This window comes from Mucilaginibacter sp. Mucisp73 (genome assembly GCF_059491465.1).
This window is the reverse complement of sequence record NZ_CP168507.1, coordinates 6,136,624-6,151,085: the sequence shown is the minus strand read 5'-3', so window position 1 is coordinate 6,151,085 and position 14,462 is coordinate 6,136,624. Positions and strand designations below refer to the sequence as shown.

13 protein-coding genes are annotated in these 14,462 nt (G+C 44.8%); 8 read left to right on the top strand and 5 right to left on the bottom strand.

The features are described from left to right. Positions 1 to 78 precede the first annotated feature (78 nt). Together ACEN82_RS25495 and ACEN82_RS25490 are read left to right on the top strand one after the other, a co-directional pair. Complete coding sequence (locus ACEN82_RS25495) at positions 79 to 1,317, top strand: cystathionine gamma-synthase family protein (protein WP_413321335.1); 1,239 nt, start codon at positions 79 to 81, stop codon at positions 1,315 to 1,317. Positions 1,318 to 1,450: 133 nt separating this feature from the next. Next, on the top strand, positions 1,451 to 2,644 hold the full coding sequence (locus ACEN82_RS25490; RefSeq protein ID WP_413321336.1) for a serine hydrolase domain-containing protein: 1,194 nt from the start codon (positions 1,451 to 1,453) through the stop codon (positions 2,642 to 2,644). Positions 2,645 to 2,925: 281 nt separating this feature from the next. Here ACEN82_RS25490 and rsgA read toward each other — a convergent pair whose 3' ends face one another. Then, positions 2,926 to 3,846, bottom strand: coding sequence for a ribosome small subunit-dependent GTPase A (gene rsgA / locus ACEN82_RS25485; protein ID WP_413321338.1), 921 nt, complete (start codon positions 3,844 to 3,846; stop codon positions 2,926 to 2,928). Positions 3,847 to 4,522: 676 nt separating this feature from the next. Between rsgA and thrA the strand changes: the two genes are divergently transcribed. The 5 genes from thrA to ACEN82_RS25460 all read left to right on the top strand — a co-directional run bounded on the left by thrA (position 4,523) and on the right by ACEN82_RS25460 (position 10,729). After that, positions 4,523 to 6,973 carry a bifunctional aspartate kinase/homoserine dehydrogenase I gene (gene thrA / locus ACEN82_RS25480; RefSeq protein WP_112656387.1) on the top strand — a complete coding sequence of 817 codons (2,451 nt, stop codon included), beginning with the start codon at positions 4,523 to 4,525 and terminating at the stop codon, positions 6,971 to 6,973. An 82-nt stretch (positions 6,974 to 7,055) separates the two neighbouring features. Beyond that, entirely contained in the window at positions 7,056 to 8,051 is a 996-nt protein-coding gene (locus ACEN82_RS25475) for a homoserine kinase (protein WP_413323089.1), read from the top strand. Positions 8,052 to 8,248: 197 nt separating this feature from the next. Continuing rightward, positions 8,249 to 9,559, top strand: coding sequence for a threonine synthase (thrC, locus tag ACEN82_RS25470; protein ID WP_413323088.1), 1,311 nt, complete (start codon positions 8,249 to 8,251; stop codon positions 9,557 to 9,559). Positions 9,560 to 9,770: 211 nt separating this feature from the next. Next, positions 9,771 to 10,127 carry a hypothetical protein gene (locus ACEN82_RS25465; protein ID WP_413323087.1) on the top strand — a complete coding sequence of 119 codons (357 nt, stop codon included), beginning with the start codon at positions 9,771 to 9,773 and terminating at the stop codon, positions 10,125 to 10,127. Continuing rightward, entirely contained in the window at positions 10,124 to 10,729 is a 606-nt protein-coding gene (locus tag ACEN82_RS25460) for an HAD family hydrolase (protein ID WP_413323086.1), read from the top strand. Before ACEN82_RS25465 ends, ACEN82_RS25460 begins: the two co-directional genes overlap by 4 nt. Before the next feature lie 149 nt (positions 10,730 to 10,878). Here the strand turns inward: ACEN82_RS25460 and ACEN82_RS25455 are convergent, their stop codons facing one another. From ACEN82_RS25455 to epsC, 3 genes are read right to left on the bottom strand one after another with little or no spacing between them, the layout of a single operon-like run. Beyond that, a complete protein-coding gene (locus ACEN82_RS25455) occupies positions 10,879 to 11,076 on the bottom strand; it encodes a DUF5808 domain-containing protein (RefSeq protein WP_413323085.1) in 198 nt (65 codons plus the stop codon). A 7-nt stretch (positions 11,077 to 11,083) separates the two neighbouring features. Further along, the gene (gene cysM, locus ACEN82_RS25450) at positions 11,084 to 11,956 is read right to left on the bottom strand and encodes a cysteine synthase CysM (protein WP_090533424.1); all 873 of its coding nucleotides are present in this window, start codon (positions 11,954 to 11,956) and stop codon (positions 11,084 to 11,086) included. A 24-nt stretch (positions 11,957 to 11,980) separates the two neighbouring features. Next, the gene (epsC, locus tag ACEN82_RS25445; RefSeq protein ID WP_413323084.1) at positions 11,981 to 12,811 is read right to left on the bottom strand and encodes a serine O-acetyltransferase EpsC; all 831 of its coding nucleotides are present in this window, start codon (positions 12,809 to 12,811) and stop codon (positions 11,981 to 11,983) included. Positions 12,812 to 12,936: 125 nt separating this feature from the next. Here epsC and ACEN82_RS25440 point away from each other — a divergent pair, with 125 nt between their 5' ends. Further along, positions 12,937 to 13,377, top strand: coding sequence for a nuclear transport factor 2 family protein (locus tag ACEN82_RS25440; RefSeq protein ID WP_188834194.1), 441 nt, complete (start codon positions 12,937 to 12,939; stop codon positions 13,375 to 13,377). A 62-nt stretch (positions 13,378 to 13,439) separates the two neighbouring features. Here ACEN82_RS25440 and ACEN82_RS25435 read toward each other — a convergent pair whose 3' ends face one another. Further along, a complete protein-coding gene (locus tag ACEN82_RS25435) occupies positions 13,440 to 14,321 on the bottom strand; it encodes a DMT family transporter (RefSeq protein ID WP_413323083.1) in 882 nt (293 codons plus the stop codon). Between the last annotated feature and the right edge of the window lie 141 nt (positions 14,322 to 14,462).

Below are 14,462 nucleotides of genomic sequence, written 5' to 3'. Positions count from 1 at the left end.
AATTCCATTCGTGTAATTAGTGCGTAATTAATTAAGTTCGCAACCGCTATTATGTATATCTAATTAATAGGATTTAAAATGAGTACAAAAAAAGGCTTCACTACCACCATATTACATGCCGACCGGCTTGGTAAACCCGAGCATGGTTCATTACATAAACCCATCCACACTTCTGTAACCTACGGGCACGAGGATGTGCAGGACCTGGTTGATATTTTCCAGAATAAAAAAAGTGGTTACGCTTATTCGCGCCAGGGTAACCCTACTATTACCGCCCTGGAGCAAAAGGTAACCCAAATGGAACACGGGGTATCAAGTATCGCTTTCTCAACTGGTATGGCGGCAATTTCGGCAACGATAATGGCCCTTATTAAAGGTACTGACCATATTGTAGCCAGCTCATTCCTGTTTGGGAACAGCCGCAGTATTTTCCAAACCTTTATTGATATGGGTATCAGCATTGATTTTGTTGACGCCACCAATGTTGATAACGTGCGCGCGGCAGTAAAAACAAATACCCGCATGGTGTTTGTTGAAACCATTGCCAATCCGGCGACTCAAATTGCCGACCTTAAAAATATTGGCGATCTGTGCGAAGAAAAAGGCATCCTGTACGTGGTTGATAACACCATGACCTCACCATACCTGTTTAACCCGGTTAATGTTAAAGCCAGTTTGGTGATCAACTCGCTTACCAAATACATTGGCGGTCATGGTAACGCCCTCGGTGGCGCAGTTACGAATACCGGCTTGTTTGATTGGGCAAACTACCCAAATATTTTCCCCGGATTTAAAGCAGCTGTAAAGCCGGAAAACCTGGGCATGACCCAGATCCGTAAGAAAGGGTTACGTGACGCCGGCGGCACTTTATCACCCGAAGCTGCACATACAATATCTGTTGGTGCCGAAACCCTGGCCCTGCGCCTTGACCGTGCCTGCAGCAATGCCCTGGCCCTGGCTAAATATTTCGATAATCACCCAAAAGTTAAAAAAGTATTTTACCCAGGCGTTGAATCGCACCCGCAACATGAATTGGCCGGTGAATTATTTACACGCTATGGCGGCCTGATGAGCATCGAGCTTGATGAAAGTATCGACTGCCTGGCATTTTTAAATAAACTGAAACTGGTTGTAAAATCAAGCAATCTTGGTGATACACGTACCCTGGCCATACCGGTTGCACAAACCATTTTCTTTGAACTTGGTGCCGAGCGCCGCGCAGAAATGGGCATTCCTGAAAGCATGATCCGCCTCTCGGTAGGTATTGAAGACCTCGACGATTTGCTCGAAGATTTCAAAACCGCTTTAGGCGAATAAATATTGGGCCTTGTGTTATTCACAAGGCCTTTTTTGTTGAATACCATACCTGTTCGCGACTATCATAGCAGAACATAAAATAATTTTCATTGATCGATAGGGGTTTATATGCTGTTTGTTGTAATATAGACGCATGAAAACCTATAAAACCTTGAAAACACTTCTTCGTGTGCTAACCCTTGCACTTATAACCAGCGGCATCCAGGCGCAAACCCAACCAGACTCTTTAACCATCAAATTACAACAGGCTTTTACGCATGAAAGTCTGCCCGGCATGTATGTGATCATGACCGATGGTAATAAAGTTAGCTACTCCCATAGTTTTGGCTATGCAGATGTGGCTAACCAAATCCCCTATTCGGCTAATACAATTCAAAACATTGGCTCGGTTAGTAAAACTGTTATTGCTGTTGCTTTGATGAAAGCTATCGAGTTAAAGTATTTTACGCTGGAGACCGATATTAATGATGTACTACCTTTTAAGGTAACTAACCCTAACGACCCAAACGGAAAAATAACCATCAGGCAGTTAACCAACCATACTTCGGGGATTGTTGACAACCCTGAGATATACCATTACTGCTATCATTTTTATCCTAAACTAAGGACTTATGACAGTATCTCCGTAAGCACCCTTAACCAAATGGGTTTTGGTGATAAATTAAAGGATACAACTTTAGCCCAGTTCTTTTACAATTATTTATCGCCGCAAGGCCAATACTATAGTAAGGCCAATTTTGGTGAAGGCCCGGCAGGAGGCGTTTCCTCATATTCTAACATCGGCTCGGCACTGGCGGCATATCTCATTGAACTTAAATCAGGTCTTTCTTATGCTGAGTTTACAAAGAAATATATCCTGAAACCGTTAAAGATGGATCATTCCGGCTGGCATGTGCCGGATATAGATTTAAAAAATCACGCCATATTATATCTCGATCAAAAGAACCGGTTCCCGTTATATGACCTGGTTACCTACCCTGATGGTGGTTTAAAAACCTCGCCCGAAGATTTGAGCAAATATTTAATGGCCATCGCCAGGCACGATAAAAAACTGCTTACTGAGGCATCTTACCAAACCATGTTCACCGCGCAGTTCAACAAGGAGCATCCGCCTAAAAATATCAACTTAACCTACCGCAACAAAGGCATATTCTGGAATTTATATACCACCGGCACCATAGGCCATGACGGTGATGATCCCGGTGTTGGTACTTATTTGTTCTTTAATTCCTCGACTGGTAAAGGAGGCTTGTTTTTGACCAATAAATATTTGCCGAATAAGCAGGCAATTGTTGATGTGCTGGTGAAGGAAGCGGCGGGGAGGTAAGGGTGATAAATTCGGCCACAAGCTAATACATACACTTTACCCCTAAGCAATAAAAAAACCATGTCATTGCGAGCGCAGCGCGGCAATCGCACGGAAGCACAGCCGCCCTGTATAGCATGCGATTGCCACGTCGCGCCCACGCACTTTTGCCCCTGCCGCTTCTCGCAATGACATCTTTTATAAAAGGCTTAAATTTTATGCTTGTTTTTTCCTGCTTCCTGATTCTAAGAGTCCCGACTCTTTTCTCCTGACTCTTGACTCTAAAAGTCTTGATTCTCTCCCTAAGCTCTTGTGTCATTACCATGATAAATACTCAGGTAACTCTCGTAGCGCGATAGGGTTATCTCTCCTTCTTCCAAAGCTTCAAGTACGGCGCAGCCGGGTTCATTGATGTGGCGGCAATTGTTAAAACGGCATTGGTTCATCCGTTCGCGCATTTCGGGGAAGAAATGGCCAAGCTCCTGTTTTTCTATGTCGATAACACCCAGTTCGCGGATGCCGGGGGTATCAATAATAAAACCACCCTGCGGCAGCTTAAACATTTCGGCAAAGGTGGTGGTGTGCATCCCCTTATCGCTCCAGTCGGATACCATGTGTGTGCGCAGGTCCAACTCGGGTAGCAACGCGTTGATCAGGCTTGATTTACCCACGCCCGAGTGGCCGGAAAACAAGGTGACCTTATCCTTCAACAGATCCTGCACCTGGCTGATATTAGTACCCTCAATGGCCGAAACTTCAAAACAGGGATAGCCGATGTCTTCATAAATGGCTTTATAATCGGCCAAAACTTCCAGGCCTTCATCGCTAAACAGATCAAGTTTATTGAACACCAGTCTTGCAGGGATATCGTAAGCTTCGGCAGTTACCAAAAAGCGATCGATGAAACCCAGAGAGGTTCGCGGTGAGGCCAGCGTAACCACCAAAATAGCCTGGTCAAGATTGGCAGCAATGATCTGCGCCTGTTTGCTCAGGTTAATAGCCTTGCGGATGATGTAGTTTTTTCGTTGATGCAGGTTGGTGATCACGCCATCTTCCCTGTCGGGCTCCATTTCAAAATCAACCACATCGCCAACGGCAATAGGGTTGGTTGTGGTAATACCTTTTATACGGAACTTACCTTTGATGCGGCAATCTATCTTTTGCCCATCGGGGGTTTGTACCTGGTACCAGCTTCCGGTTGATTTTGTAATTAATCCCTGCATGTTATCGAGCTCCAAAAGTAGCAAATTAATTTTGACACTAATTTTTTCGAATTTGAGCGAATTACACGAATTGCCATTCTACGTCATAATTTGTGTAATTCGGTTAATTGTGAATGGCATGCTGAGCATTCGTGGTAAAAATCTCTCCACGAATTTATTCGAATTAGCGAATTACACAAACTGCCTTTCCGAGCCGTAATTAGGGTCATTCGATCGAATCATACCCCTTGCTCAGCATTAGGTTGAAATAATTCGCGTAATTCGCATAAATTATTGACGCACTGCAAGCATTCGTGCTAAATAATCAAAATATTTAACTGCATATAGGATCCGCAGTCGTTTCCCTGTACGCTTACAATAATCCGCAATGACAGATAAAACCTTTTACCTATCCCCCTCATTATCAAATCCATCAATCCCCCCCTCAATCGCCTTACAATTATTACGAAAATCATAATTTGTTAAATAATCCTTGCAAATCAGAAAATAATCTACTTACTTTACAGACATTATATATGACAATTAACAACACCATTTCTACAATTATTATTACCACCGGTATAAACCTCGGAGGAAGATAATCGTATGGTGTAAAACATAAAATGAAAGCCAAAAGAAAAACCTTCCTCCGCAAAGAGGAAGGTTTTTTTGTTACAGAACGATTACTAACCCATAAATGAAAGTTTTAAAATTCGGAGGTACTTCCGTTGGATCTGTAAGCAGCATCCAAACCCTGTTAAGCATCCTGAAGGATGAAGTAAAAAATGAAGAAAAGCCGGTGGTGGTATTATCTGCCATGGGCGGTGTAACCAACCTGCTTTCGGCCATGGCCGAAGATGCGGCAAACGGCAAAGAGTTTACCGCAGGCTTAGCCGAATTGGAGAAACGTCACTTTGATACGGTTAAAGCCCTTTTGGATGTACAAAACCAAAACCCGGCGCTTACCCGTTTAAAAATTCACTTCAACCAGCTGGAAGAACTTTTACAGGGCGTGCTTACCCTTCGCGAACTTACCCCGAAAACCCGCGACCAGGTACTGGCCTTCGGCGAACGTTGCTCAACCCTGATGGTGAGTAAAGTTGCAGCCCAGCATTTTGGCGATGTACTTTTTGTTGATGCTGCTGATGTAATTAAAACCGACAGCGCCTTCGGCAATGCCAAGGTAAACACCGAACTTACCGAAAGGCTGGTACAAGGCCTGTATACCGAAAACAAAGGCAAAACGCTGATCGTAACCGGTTTCATCGCCTCAAACGATGCAGGGCAGACGACAACATTAGGTCGCGGTGGATCTGATTATACAGCAGCCATATTCGGCGCAGCGTTAAATGCTCAGGAGGTTCAGATCTGGACGGATGTTAACGGCATGATGACTGCCGATCCCCGCATGGTGAAAAAAGCGTTCTCCTTAACCGAGCTTACTTATACCGAAGCTATGGAGCTTTCCTACTTCGGCGCCAAGGTCATCTATCCGCCAACCATGATCCCGGCATTTTTAAAGAAGATACCTATCGTAATTAAAAACACCTTTGAGCCCGAGTTTGAAGGTACCGTGATCCGTCATGATTGCAAGGCCTCTACCCTGCCAATCAAAGGGATCTCATCTATCAACAATATCAGTATCCTAAATTTAGAGGGCAGCGGTATGGTGGGCAAATCCGGCTTTAGCGGCCGTTTGTTCTCCTTGCTTGCCCGTGAGCAGATCAACGTGATCCTAATCACCCAATCATCATCTGAACATAGCATCACCTTTGCGGTGCAACCGCAAGATACAGACAGGGCAAAACAGGTTATCGAACAGGAGTTTGAACTGGAGCTTGCCGCCAAAAAATTGGAGCATCTGGTTATCGAAAAGAATCTGGCCATCCTGGCCATTGTTGGCGAAAACATGAAACAAACTCCGGGCATGTCGGGCAAGTTGTTCCATGCGCTGGGCCGTAACGGTGTTAATGTAAGGGCTATAGCACAAGGCTCATCAGAATATAACATCTCGGTGATCATCTCGGCAAATGATCTGTCAAAAGCATTGAACGCCGTGCACGACGCATTCTTTGTACAGTTGACCAAAACCCTGCATGCGTTTTGCCTGGGTACCGGCAACATTGGCAAAACATTGTTTAATCAATTGAACGCCCATAGCGAATACCTGAAAGATAACAACGGTATCCAGGTTAAAATAGCCGGTATCAGCAATACCCGCAAAATGACGTTCAATAGTGATGGCATCTCTTTAGATACCTGGCAAAATGACCTGCAATCGTCGCCTTATGAAGCCGATCTGCAATCGTTCATCAACCGGATGAAAGAAATGAACTTGCCAAACTGTGTGTTCATTGATAATACAGCCAGTCCCGTTCCTATTGGTTTTTACGAGGAGATCTTTAAAGCCAATATCTCGGTGATCACCTGCAATAAAATAGGCAACTCGGGCAGCTATAAGCAGTACCGCACGTTTAAAGATACCGCACGCGCTCATGGCGTTGATTTCTTCTACGAAACCAACGTTGGTGCCGGCTTGCCTATCATCAATACCCTTAAAAACCTGATGAACAGCGGCGACAGGGTTCAGCGTATCGAAGCAATACTTTCGGGCACTATATCGTTCATCTTTAATAACTTTAAGGGCGATGCCAATTTCCACGATGTGGTAAAAGAAGCCCAGGACAAAGGCTATACCGAACCAGATCCGCGTGATGACCTGAGCGGCAAGGATTTCATGCGCAAAATGCTCATCCTCGCCCGCGATGCCGGATATGCGATGGAAGAAGCCGATGTTGAAATAGAAAGCGTATTGCCAAAAGCAAGCCTTGAGGCTAAAACCGTTGAGGATTTTTATGCTACCCTTAAAACCGAAGACGCACATTTTGCCAAACTAAAAGATGCAGCCGAAAAAGACGGCAAAGTATTGCGTTATATTGGCAAGTTAGAGGACGGCAAAGTAACTATCACCCTGCAAATGGTTGATGAAAACCATCCGTTCTACATGCTGTCGGGCAGTGATAATATCATATCCTTTACTACCGACAGGTACCGTGAGCGCCCGCTGGTTGTAAAAGGCCCAGGCGCAGGTGCCGAAGTAACCGCCGCCGGCGTATTTGCTGATTTAATAAATGTGGGCGCTAATTAATTGCCCCCTAACCCCCTAAAGGGGGAACTATAGTTTACCCCCCGCCCCCCTAAAGGGGGAGGAACAGTTTGATAATTTTAATATGGAAAATAATTTAGAAGAAGTTAAAGTCGCCCCACAGGTAGCACCCCCTTCAGGGGGCGGGGGGGGTAGCATCCGCGTTTTCGCCCCGGCTACAGTTGCCAATGTGGTTTGCGGTTTTGATGTGTTGGGCTTTGCGGTTGATGAGCCCGGTGATGAGGTGATCATGCGCGTCACAGGCAAACCTGGCATCACCCTCAGCAAGATTACCGGTGATGACGGCAGACTGCCGCTCGATCCGGCGAAGAATACCGTCAGCGTGAGCGTTCAGCATTATTTGCAAAGTGTTGGCCGTACCGATATTGGTTTAGATATCGAGCTGCACAAAAAAATGCCTATCGGCAGTGGTTTAGGCTCAAGCTCGGCCAGCACAGTTGCAGGTTTGTTTGCTATTAAAACATTATTAGGCGATGATTCCGACCCGATAAAACTACTTCCGTTTGCCATGAAAGGCGAGGAAATGGCCTGCGGTCATGGCCATGCTGATAACGTAGCCCCAGCCCTGTTTGGTGGTTTTGTGCTGATCCGTAGTTATGAGCCGCTTGATGTGGTAAGATTACCTCATCCTAAAAACCTGTGGTGTGCCATCGTGTTCCCTGATGTGGATGTACCTACAAGAGAGGCCCGCCAAATCATCCGTAAAAACATCCAGATGAAGGATGCCGTAACCCAGTGGGGCAATATTGCGGGCTTAGTAAGCGGTTTATTCATGCAGGATATCGACCTCATTGGCCGCAGCATGAAAGATGTTTTGGTTGAACCGGTACGCTCCATGCTGATCCCTGATTTCTATAAAATGCGCGAAATGGCTATGGAACTTGGTGCTGTAAGCTTTGGCATCTCAGGATCAGGTCCTTCAGTATTTGCCTTTACCAAAGACGAAGCCACCGCACGAGCCATCACCCAAAAGCTGCAACAGCACTTAACCGGCCTAAAGATCGGTTCAAACAGTTATGTATCAACTATAAATGACGCGGGGCCGAAGGTTTTGGGATAGTCCCAAGTCTGAAGTTCTAAGTCGCAAGTATTAAGTCAACATCATAAAAAGCCTCGTCATTGCGAGGCACGAAGCAATCCCCGATTAGCAGAGCCGCTTTGTATAGTTCGCGATTGCTTCGTACCTCGCAATGACGGGATGGAGAAGTTCGTAAAGAATTAAATCCGAAATCGAACATCCGAATTCCGAAATCAAAAATGAAACTCTACAGTACCAATAATACCCTATCTGAAGTATCGTTCAAAGACGCGGTTTTTAACAGCATGCCGCAGGATAAAGGCTTATACATGCCTTATAGAATCCCCCGTTTGGATGACGATTTTATCAACAACCTTGATAAATATTCCTTGCCCGAAATTGCTTTCAAAGTAGCCCAAAACCTGCTTGGCGACTCTATTCCGGAGGCCGATTTGAAAGCCCTGATCGATGATGCCATTAACTTCCCCGCTCCTATTGTTAAGTTAGAAGACAATGTTTACGTCCTCGAGCTTTTCCACGGGCCATCGCTGGCATTTAAAGATTTTGGTGCCCGCTTTATGAGCCGCGTAATGAGCTATTTCCTTGAACCCGGCGAAAAACAACTGGACGTATTGGTCGCTACCAGTGGCGATACCGGCGGTGCTGTGGCCCTTGGCTTTTTAGGTGTACCCAACACCCGTGTTACTATTCTTTACCCTAAAGGCAAAGTAAGCGGCGTGCAGGAGCAGCAGCTCACCACCAACGGCCAAAACATCCGCGCATTGGAAGTCGACGGCACTTTCGACGATTGCCAGGCCCTGGTGAAACAGGCATTTGTTGATGATGAGCTGAACGAAAAATTCCGCCTTACATCCGCCAATTCCATCAATATTGCACGTTTGGTTCCGCAAACTTTTTACTACTTCAATGCATATGCACAGCTATTAAGGCAAGGCATTAAAAAAGTAGTTTTCTCTGTGCCAAGCGGCAACTTCGGCAATATAGGCGCAGGTTTGTTAGCCTGGAAAATGGGCTTGCCTGTCGAAAAATTTATCGCGGCCACCAATGTTAATGACACCGTACCTGCATTTTTAAAAACCGGTGTTTATCAGCCCAAGCCATCAGTAGCTACGCTTTCAAACGCCATGGATGTAGGTAACCCAAGCAATTGGGTACGCATTGCCGATCTGTTTAAAAACGATACCGAGGCGCTTAAAGAACTGGTTGTTGGCTTTAAGTACGACGACGAGGAAACTGTAAAAGCCATCAACTGGGTATTTGATAACTATAATTATGTGGTTTGCCCACACACCGCTATCGCATGGCAGGCTTTAACCGATTATAAGCAGGACCATGCCGCTGTTGACACCGCCGGTGTATTCCTTTCAACCGCACATCCTTGTAAATTCCCTGACGTATTTAGCGACGAGGTTGCTGCCAAAATTGAAGTGCCCGAGCAGGTAAAAGAGCTGGAATCAAAAACCAAACTGGCGGTAGCCATCAGTAAAGATTTTGCTGATTTTAAAGGCTATCTTTTAGGGGTTAATTAATTTCAGTATTTTTAGCTGCTGGAAAACCAACAACTATCCGTTATTGCAGAAAGCTGGGTAGGCCTGTCAGTCTGAGCCTGTCGAAGACTCGTGCGGAGAGGCCTGCCCACCATACTTCGACAGGCTCAGCATGACACCCTTTTTTGGTCGTGGGAAAGCTACGCAATAACAGGCAGTTGAAATATGGCCGACTTCAATACCGAAACATAAAATGCTTAGCAAAACCTTGATATTTATCTGCCTCCTGGCAGTTTGCCTAACCGCCTGCAGCCGTAAACAAAAGTTCGACCGTGATAAATGGGATGATGGAGATGGCCTTACGTTCGCTTATCGCCCGGGTATGGTTAATGACCTGATTGAAAGTAAACAGCTTAATAATCTTAAATATCAACAGGTGATCCATTTGCTCCACCGTCCTCAAGTAAGCAGTAAAGACAGCATGGTATACGACCTTGACAGAGAATACAGCAAGGGCAAATTAATTTATACCCAAACGCTTGTTGTTTTTTTGAAAGATTCGGTAGTTACAAAGGCCGAGGTTCATGAAACCCACGCAAATAAAAAATGATCAACACCATAATATTCGATCTGGGTGCCGTTTTAATTGACTGGAACCCGCATTATATGTACCGCACCCTGTTTACCAACGAGCAGGAAATGATAGATTTTTTGGCTAATATCTGCACTTCCGACTGGAATGAGGAACAGGATGCCGGCCGGTCCTTACAAGAAGGTACAGATTTACTTGTAGCTCAGTTTCCGGAACACGAAGCTAATATCCGTGCTTTTTATTCCCGCTGGATAGAGATGCTTGGCGAGCCTTTTCACGATACGGTAGAGATATTCAAACAATTAAAAGAAAGCGACAAATACAAAATCTACGCGTTGACCAACTGGTCGGCCGAAACTTTTCCGATGGCCCAGGAGCGTTTCGATTTTTTAGGATGGTTTGATGGCATTGTGGTATCCGGCGCCGAAAAAATGCGTAAACCCACCCCAGCCTTTTATCAAACCCTGCTTGATCGTTACCATGTAAATGCAGGTGAGGCTTTATTTATTGACGATAATTACCGTAATATTTTAGCGGCAGAAAAGATGGGCATCAAATGCATCCACTTTACATCGGCCGAAGCTTTAGAGATAAAGCTGAAGGAGTTAGAGGTGTTGTAAAATCTTGCAAACCGGCCGCGAGAACATCTGTGATGAAGTGCTTAACACGGGCTTACATTTCTAACGAAAGCTCCGGTAATGGCGTTACAAACGCCATACCATATTAAGCACCCCTTACAAACGGGCGCAAGTTTATGAACAATACATATTTATTTCTGCGGGGCAACTATCCATGCTACAATTACCACAGCCAGTATCCCGGCAATAATCAAATAACTTAACGGGTGGGCAAAATTCACTGTCCAGCCCATGTACTTAATTCTTTTGGGCACAATGATCCGGCTATCATCTTTATTGTAATAAAATACGCCGTATTTATAATTATTACTATCCTCTGTAGGTTCCATTCGGTATTTATCCAAATAACTCGCTGCTCAAATACCTGTCGCCCCGGTCACAGCAAATAAAAACGATTAGCCCCTCTTCCAGTTCCTGCGCAAGTCTTACAGCAGCAGATAGTGCGCCGCCGCTGCTCATGCCTGCAAATACGCCTTCTACTTTGGCCATCTGACGCGCCATCTGGGTGGCTTCTTCCTGTGAGATATCCATCACCCTGTCAACGCGTTTAGCATCAAAGATCTTGGGCAGGTATTCCTCCGGCCACCTGCGGATTCCCGGGATAGACGAGCCTTCAACCGGTTGGCAACCTACTATCTGTACGTTGGCGTTTTGCTCTTTCAAATATCTTGAACAGCCCATGATGGTGCCGGTAGTACCCATCGCACTTACAAAATGGGTGATCTTGCCTTCGGTATCCCGCCAGATTTCGGGACCGGTAGTTTTTACGTGGGCCATATAGTTATCCGGGTTGGCAAACTGGTTCAACAGGAAATATTCGCCCGTAGCGGCCTTTTCTTCAGCATAATCGCGACAAAGCTCTATCCCTTCAAGCAACGTAACTTTAGCACCAAAGGCCTCCATGGTAAGCGTACGTTCGCGGGTGGAGTTGGATGGCATCACCAGCTCTATCTCCAGATCAAACAACCTTGCAATCATAGCCAATGCTATCCCTGTATTTCCGCTGGTAGCTTCAATCAACTTTGTGCCGGGCTTAATATCGCCGCGCTCGATAGCACTCCTGATCATGTTGAGCGACGCACGGTCTTTTACGCTGCCGCCCGGATTATTGCCTTCCAGTTTGGCGAAGATCCGCACTTTTGGATTTGGGTTCAGCTTTTTAATTTCTACCATAGGCGTGTTGCCTATCAGGTCTATCAATGAAGCCATTATATATTTTTTATGGTAAATGTTCTATTTCTTGTGGCCGAACAATTTAATGCTCAATCTTTTCAGTACCCTGTGGTTAGGTGTGTGGTATACCCTTGAATTTGGCGGCAAACTCTTGGTGAGCCAAACGTTTCCTCCTACCACACTGTTGTGCCCGATGATGGTTTCGCCGCCTAAAATGGTGGCCCCCGAGTAAATCACCACATTATCCTCCACCGTCGGGTGCCGCTTGGTATTGGCCATACTTTTATCCACACTTAAAGCACCTAAAGTAACGCCCTGGTACAGCTTTACATGCTTACCTATTTTACAGCTTTCGCCAATAACAATACCGGTACCATGATCTATATAGAAATACTCGTCTATTTGGGCAGCAGGATGAATATCTATCCCTGTTTTAGAATGCGCATATTCTGTGAGGATCCTTGGCAACAGAGGAATATCATCGATATAAAGGCTGTGCGCCACCCTGTAAAGCGAAATGGCATAAAAGCCCGGATAAGTACGGATCACTTCAAATTCGCTGCGAGCGGCCGGATCGCCGTTAAAAATAGCCTGGATATCGGTATTCAGAATGCGGAATAGCTCGGGAAGGCCCTCAAAAAACTTTTTGGCCAGCTTTGAGGTATCACAGTTACTGCAGGCTTTGGTGGCATGCATAATGTCACAAAGTTCATTCTCAAGCCTTAAAAACTCATCCTTCAGCTCCTCAACCGAAGCATACTGTTGCCCGGTTTGTTCGGGGTACAGCAAATGGATCACTTTTAGTGCCCAGGCAGTAATCTCCCTGTTTGAAGGCACAGCCTCCAGCCTTTGCTGTTTAGCAAAAATATGTTGATAAAAATCCTGACTCATGTTTTATGGTGGGGCTGTTTTGGGAAAACAACCAATAACAGTACAAGTTTATATAAAAGATTGTTGTTAATATGTAAAATGAGCTGGATAATTGATATTTGAGTGAATTTAACCTACGCAAAACCATGAAAGAGCAGATAATTGAAACGGTAATAAGGCTGTTTGCCGGAGCTGACGAGCGCGACTGGGGCAAAGTTAAAAATACATTTGCCGAAAATGTCGAGCTTGACTATAGTTCGATGACCGGCAATCCGGCAAGTGTTGTACCATCCGAAGGTATTATTACGGCGTGGCGCGGCTTTTTGCCCGGCTTCGACAAAACCCATCACCAACTGGCCGATTTTTATGTCATGCAAAACGGATCGGCAGCGCTTGTTCATTATTATGGCAAAGCCGATCATTTTATTGGTGACGACCTATGGATTGTTGAAGGCACTTATGATACCGAGCTTATTGAAACTCATGGCAAATGGGTCATCACCAAACATAAGCTTAACCTAATTAAGCAGGATGGTAATATGGACTTACCGGTACAGGCAGCCGCCCGGGTATCTGAACGGGGTTAATAAAAGACCTTGAAGATTTACGAAGTTTTGAAAACTTCGTAAATCTGGGATTATGTAACTCATTACAAATCTGCCCCTGCCCTTTTTCTCCGGCTTAGTCCCGCCTGTAAGATTACGGATATGATGATGATCAACAAGCCTGCATAAAAGGATAAACTGAGCTGCCGGGATTCATTGAATAAAATCATTGCCAGTAAAATACTGTAAACAGGCTCCAGGTTAAAGGTTAAGTTAACCGTAAAGGCAGACATTTTCCTCAAAACCTCGGCCACCATAACATAAAGGCCAACCGTGCAAAAAAGCGATAAAAGCAGCAAATAAATGATATCCAATGTGCCTGGTATTATCGTTTTTGAAGGGAAGAAATAAAGATATAGCGGCGAGGCCAGTATTAGCGCGACAGATCCGACCAGCATCTGATACAAGTTCATAACGGTTGAATCATACTTTTTAACCAGACGCTCGTTCAATATGGTATAAAGGGATGCCAGGAAAGATGATATTACACCGAGTATGATCCCCGTTCTGAATGAGGTATCAAAATGAAATATCAAACCGATACCGGCAAGGGTAAGCATGCTTAGCAGCAGTTCAGTAATATTGAAAGGTTTTTTGTTGATAAGCGGAGATAGAAATGCAGTAAAAAAACTGGTGAGGCAATAGCAAACTACGCCTACAGAAACGTTGGAATATTTGATGCTGGCATAAAAGAACACCCAGTGAAAGGCAATTAGTAATCCAGCCTTACCCATTTCCGTTATGTTATTCCATGAGTACTTAAATTGTGGCTTTTTGATCCATACCATAATCATCAGGAATAAAAAAGAGAACAGGGTACGGTAACAGGTAAGCAGGTATTCATTTAAAGAAATAAGTTTACCAAACACCCCGGTAAAGCCGGCAAGTATTACGGCTATGTGCAACAGAACAAATGTTTTTTTCATTTTTTGCTAAATTAAGAATCGGTTGGGCAAAGCATAACAATACCTGCAATTGCCCGCATTGAATAATTTGTTTTGAAAATAGTGTTGAAAAAACTCAGATCCGATAGAGATTATCGATATCCGTTAGCAAAAAAGAGCTGG

Bases quoted from the DNA above. Each gene is read 5' to 3' on its own strand.
- ACEN82_RS25440 (WP_188834194.1), top strand. From the start codon at position 12,937: ATGAAAGAGCAGATAATTGAAACGGTAATAAGGCTGTTTGCCGGAGCT.
- rsgA (WP_413321338.1), bottom strand. From the start codon at position 3,846: ATGCAGGGATTAATTACAAAATCAACCGGAAGCTGGTACCAGGTACAA.
- cysM (WP_090533424.1), bottom strand. From the start codon at position 11,956: ATGGCTTCATTGATAGACCTGATAGGCAACACGCCTATGGTAGAAATT.
- ACEN82_RS25435 (WP_413323083.1), bottom strand. From the start codon at position 14,321: ATGAAAAAAACATTTGTTCTGTTGCACATAGCCGTAATACTTGCCGGC.
- ACEN82_RS25465 (WP_413323087.1), top strand. From the start codon at position 9,771: ATGCTTAGCAAAACCTTGATATTTATCTGCCTCCTGGCAGTTTGCCTA.
- ACEN82_RS25460 (WP_413323086.1), top strand. From the start codon at position 10,124: ATGATCAACACCATAATATTCGATCTGGGTGCCGTTTTAATTGACTGG.
- ACEN82_RS25475 (WP_413323089.1), top strand. From the start codon at position 7,056: ATGGAAAATAATTTAGAAGAAGTTAAAGTCGCCCCACAGGTAGCACCC.
- ACEN82_RS25455 (WP_413323085.1), bottom strand. From the start codon at position 11,076: ATGGAACCTACAGAGGATAGTAATAATTATAAATACGGCGTATTTTAT.
- thrA (WP_112656387.1), top strand. From the start codon at position 4,523: ATGAAAGTTTTAAAATTCGGAGGTACTTCCGTTGGATCTGTAAGCAGC.
- ACEN82_RS25495 (WP_413321335.1), top strand. From the start codon at position 79: ATGAGTACAAAAAAAGGCTTCACTACCACCATATTACATGCCGACCGG.
- ACEN82_RS25490 (WP_413321336.1), top strand. From the start codon at position 1,451: ATGAAAACCTATAAAACCTTGAAAACACTTCTTCGTGTGCTAACCCTT.
- epsC (WP_413323084.1), bottom strand. From the start codon at position 12,811: ATGAGTCAGGATTTTTATCAACATATTTTTGCTAAACAGCAAAGGCTG.
- thrC (WP_413323088.1), top strand. From the start codon at position 8,249: ATGAAACTCTACAGTACCAATAATACCCTATCTGAAGTATCGTTCAAA.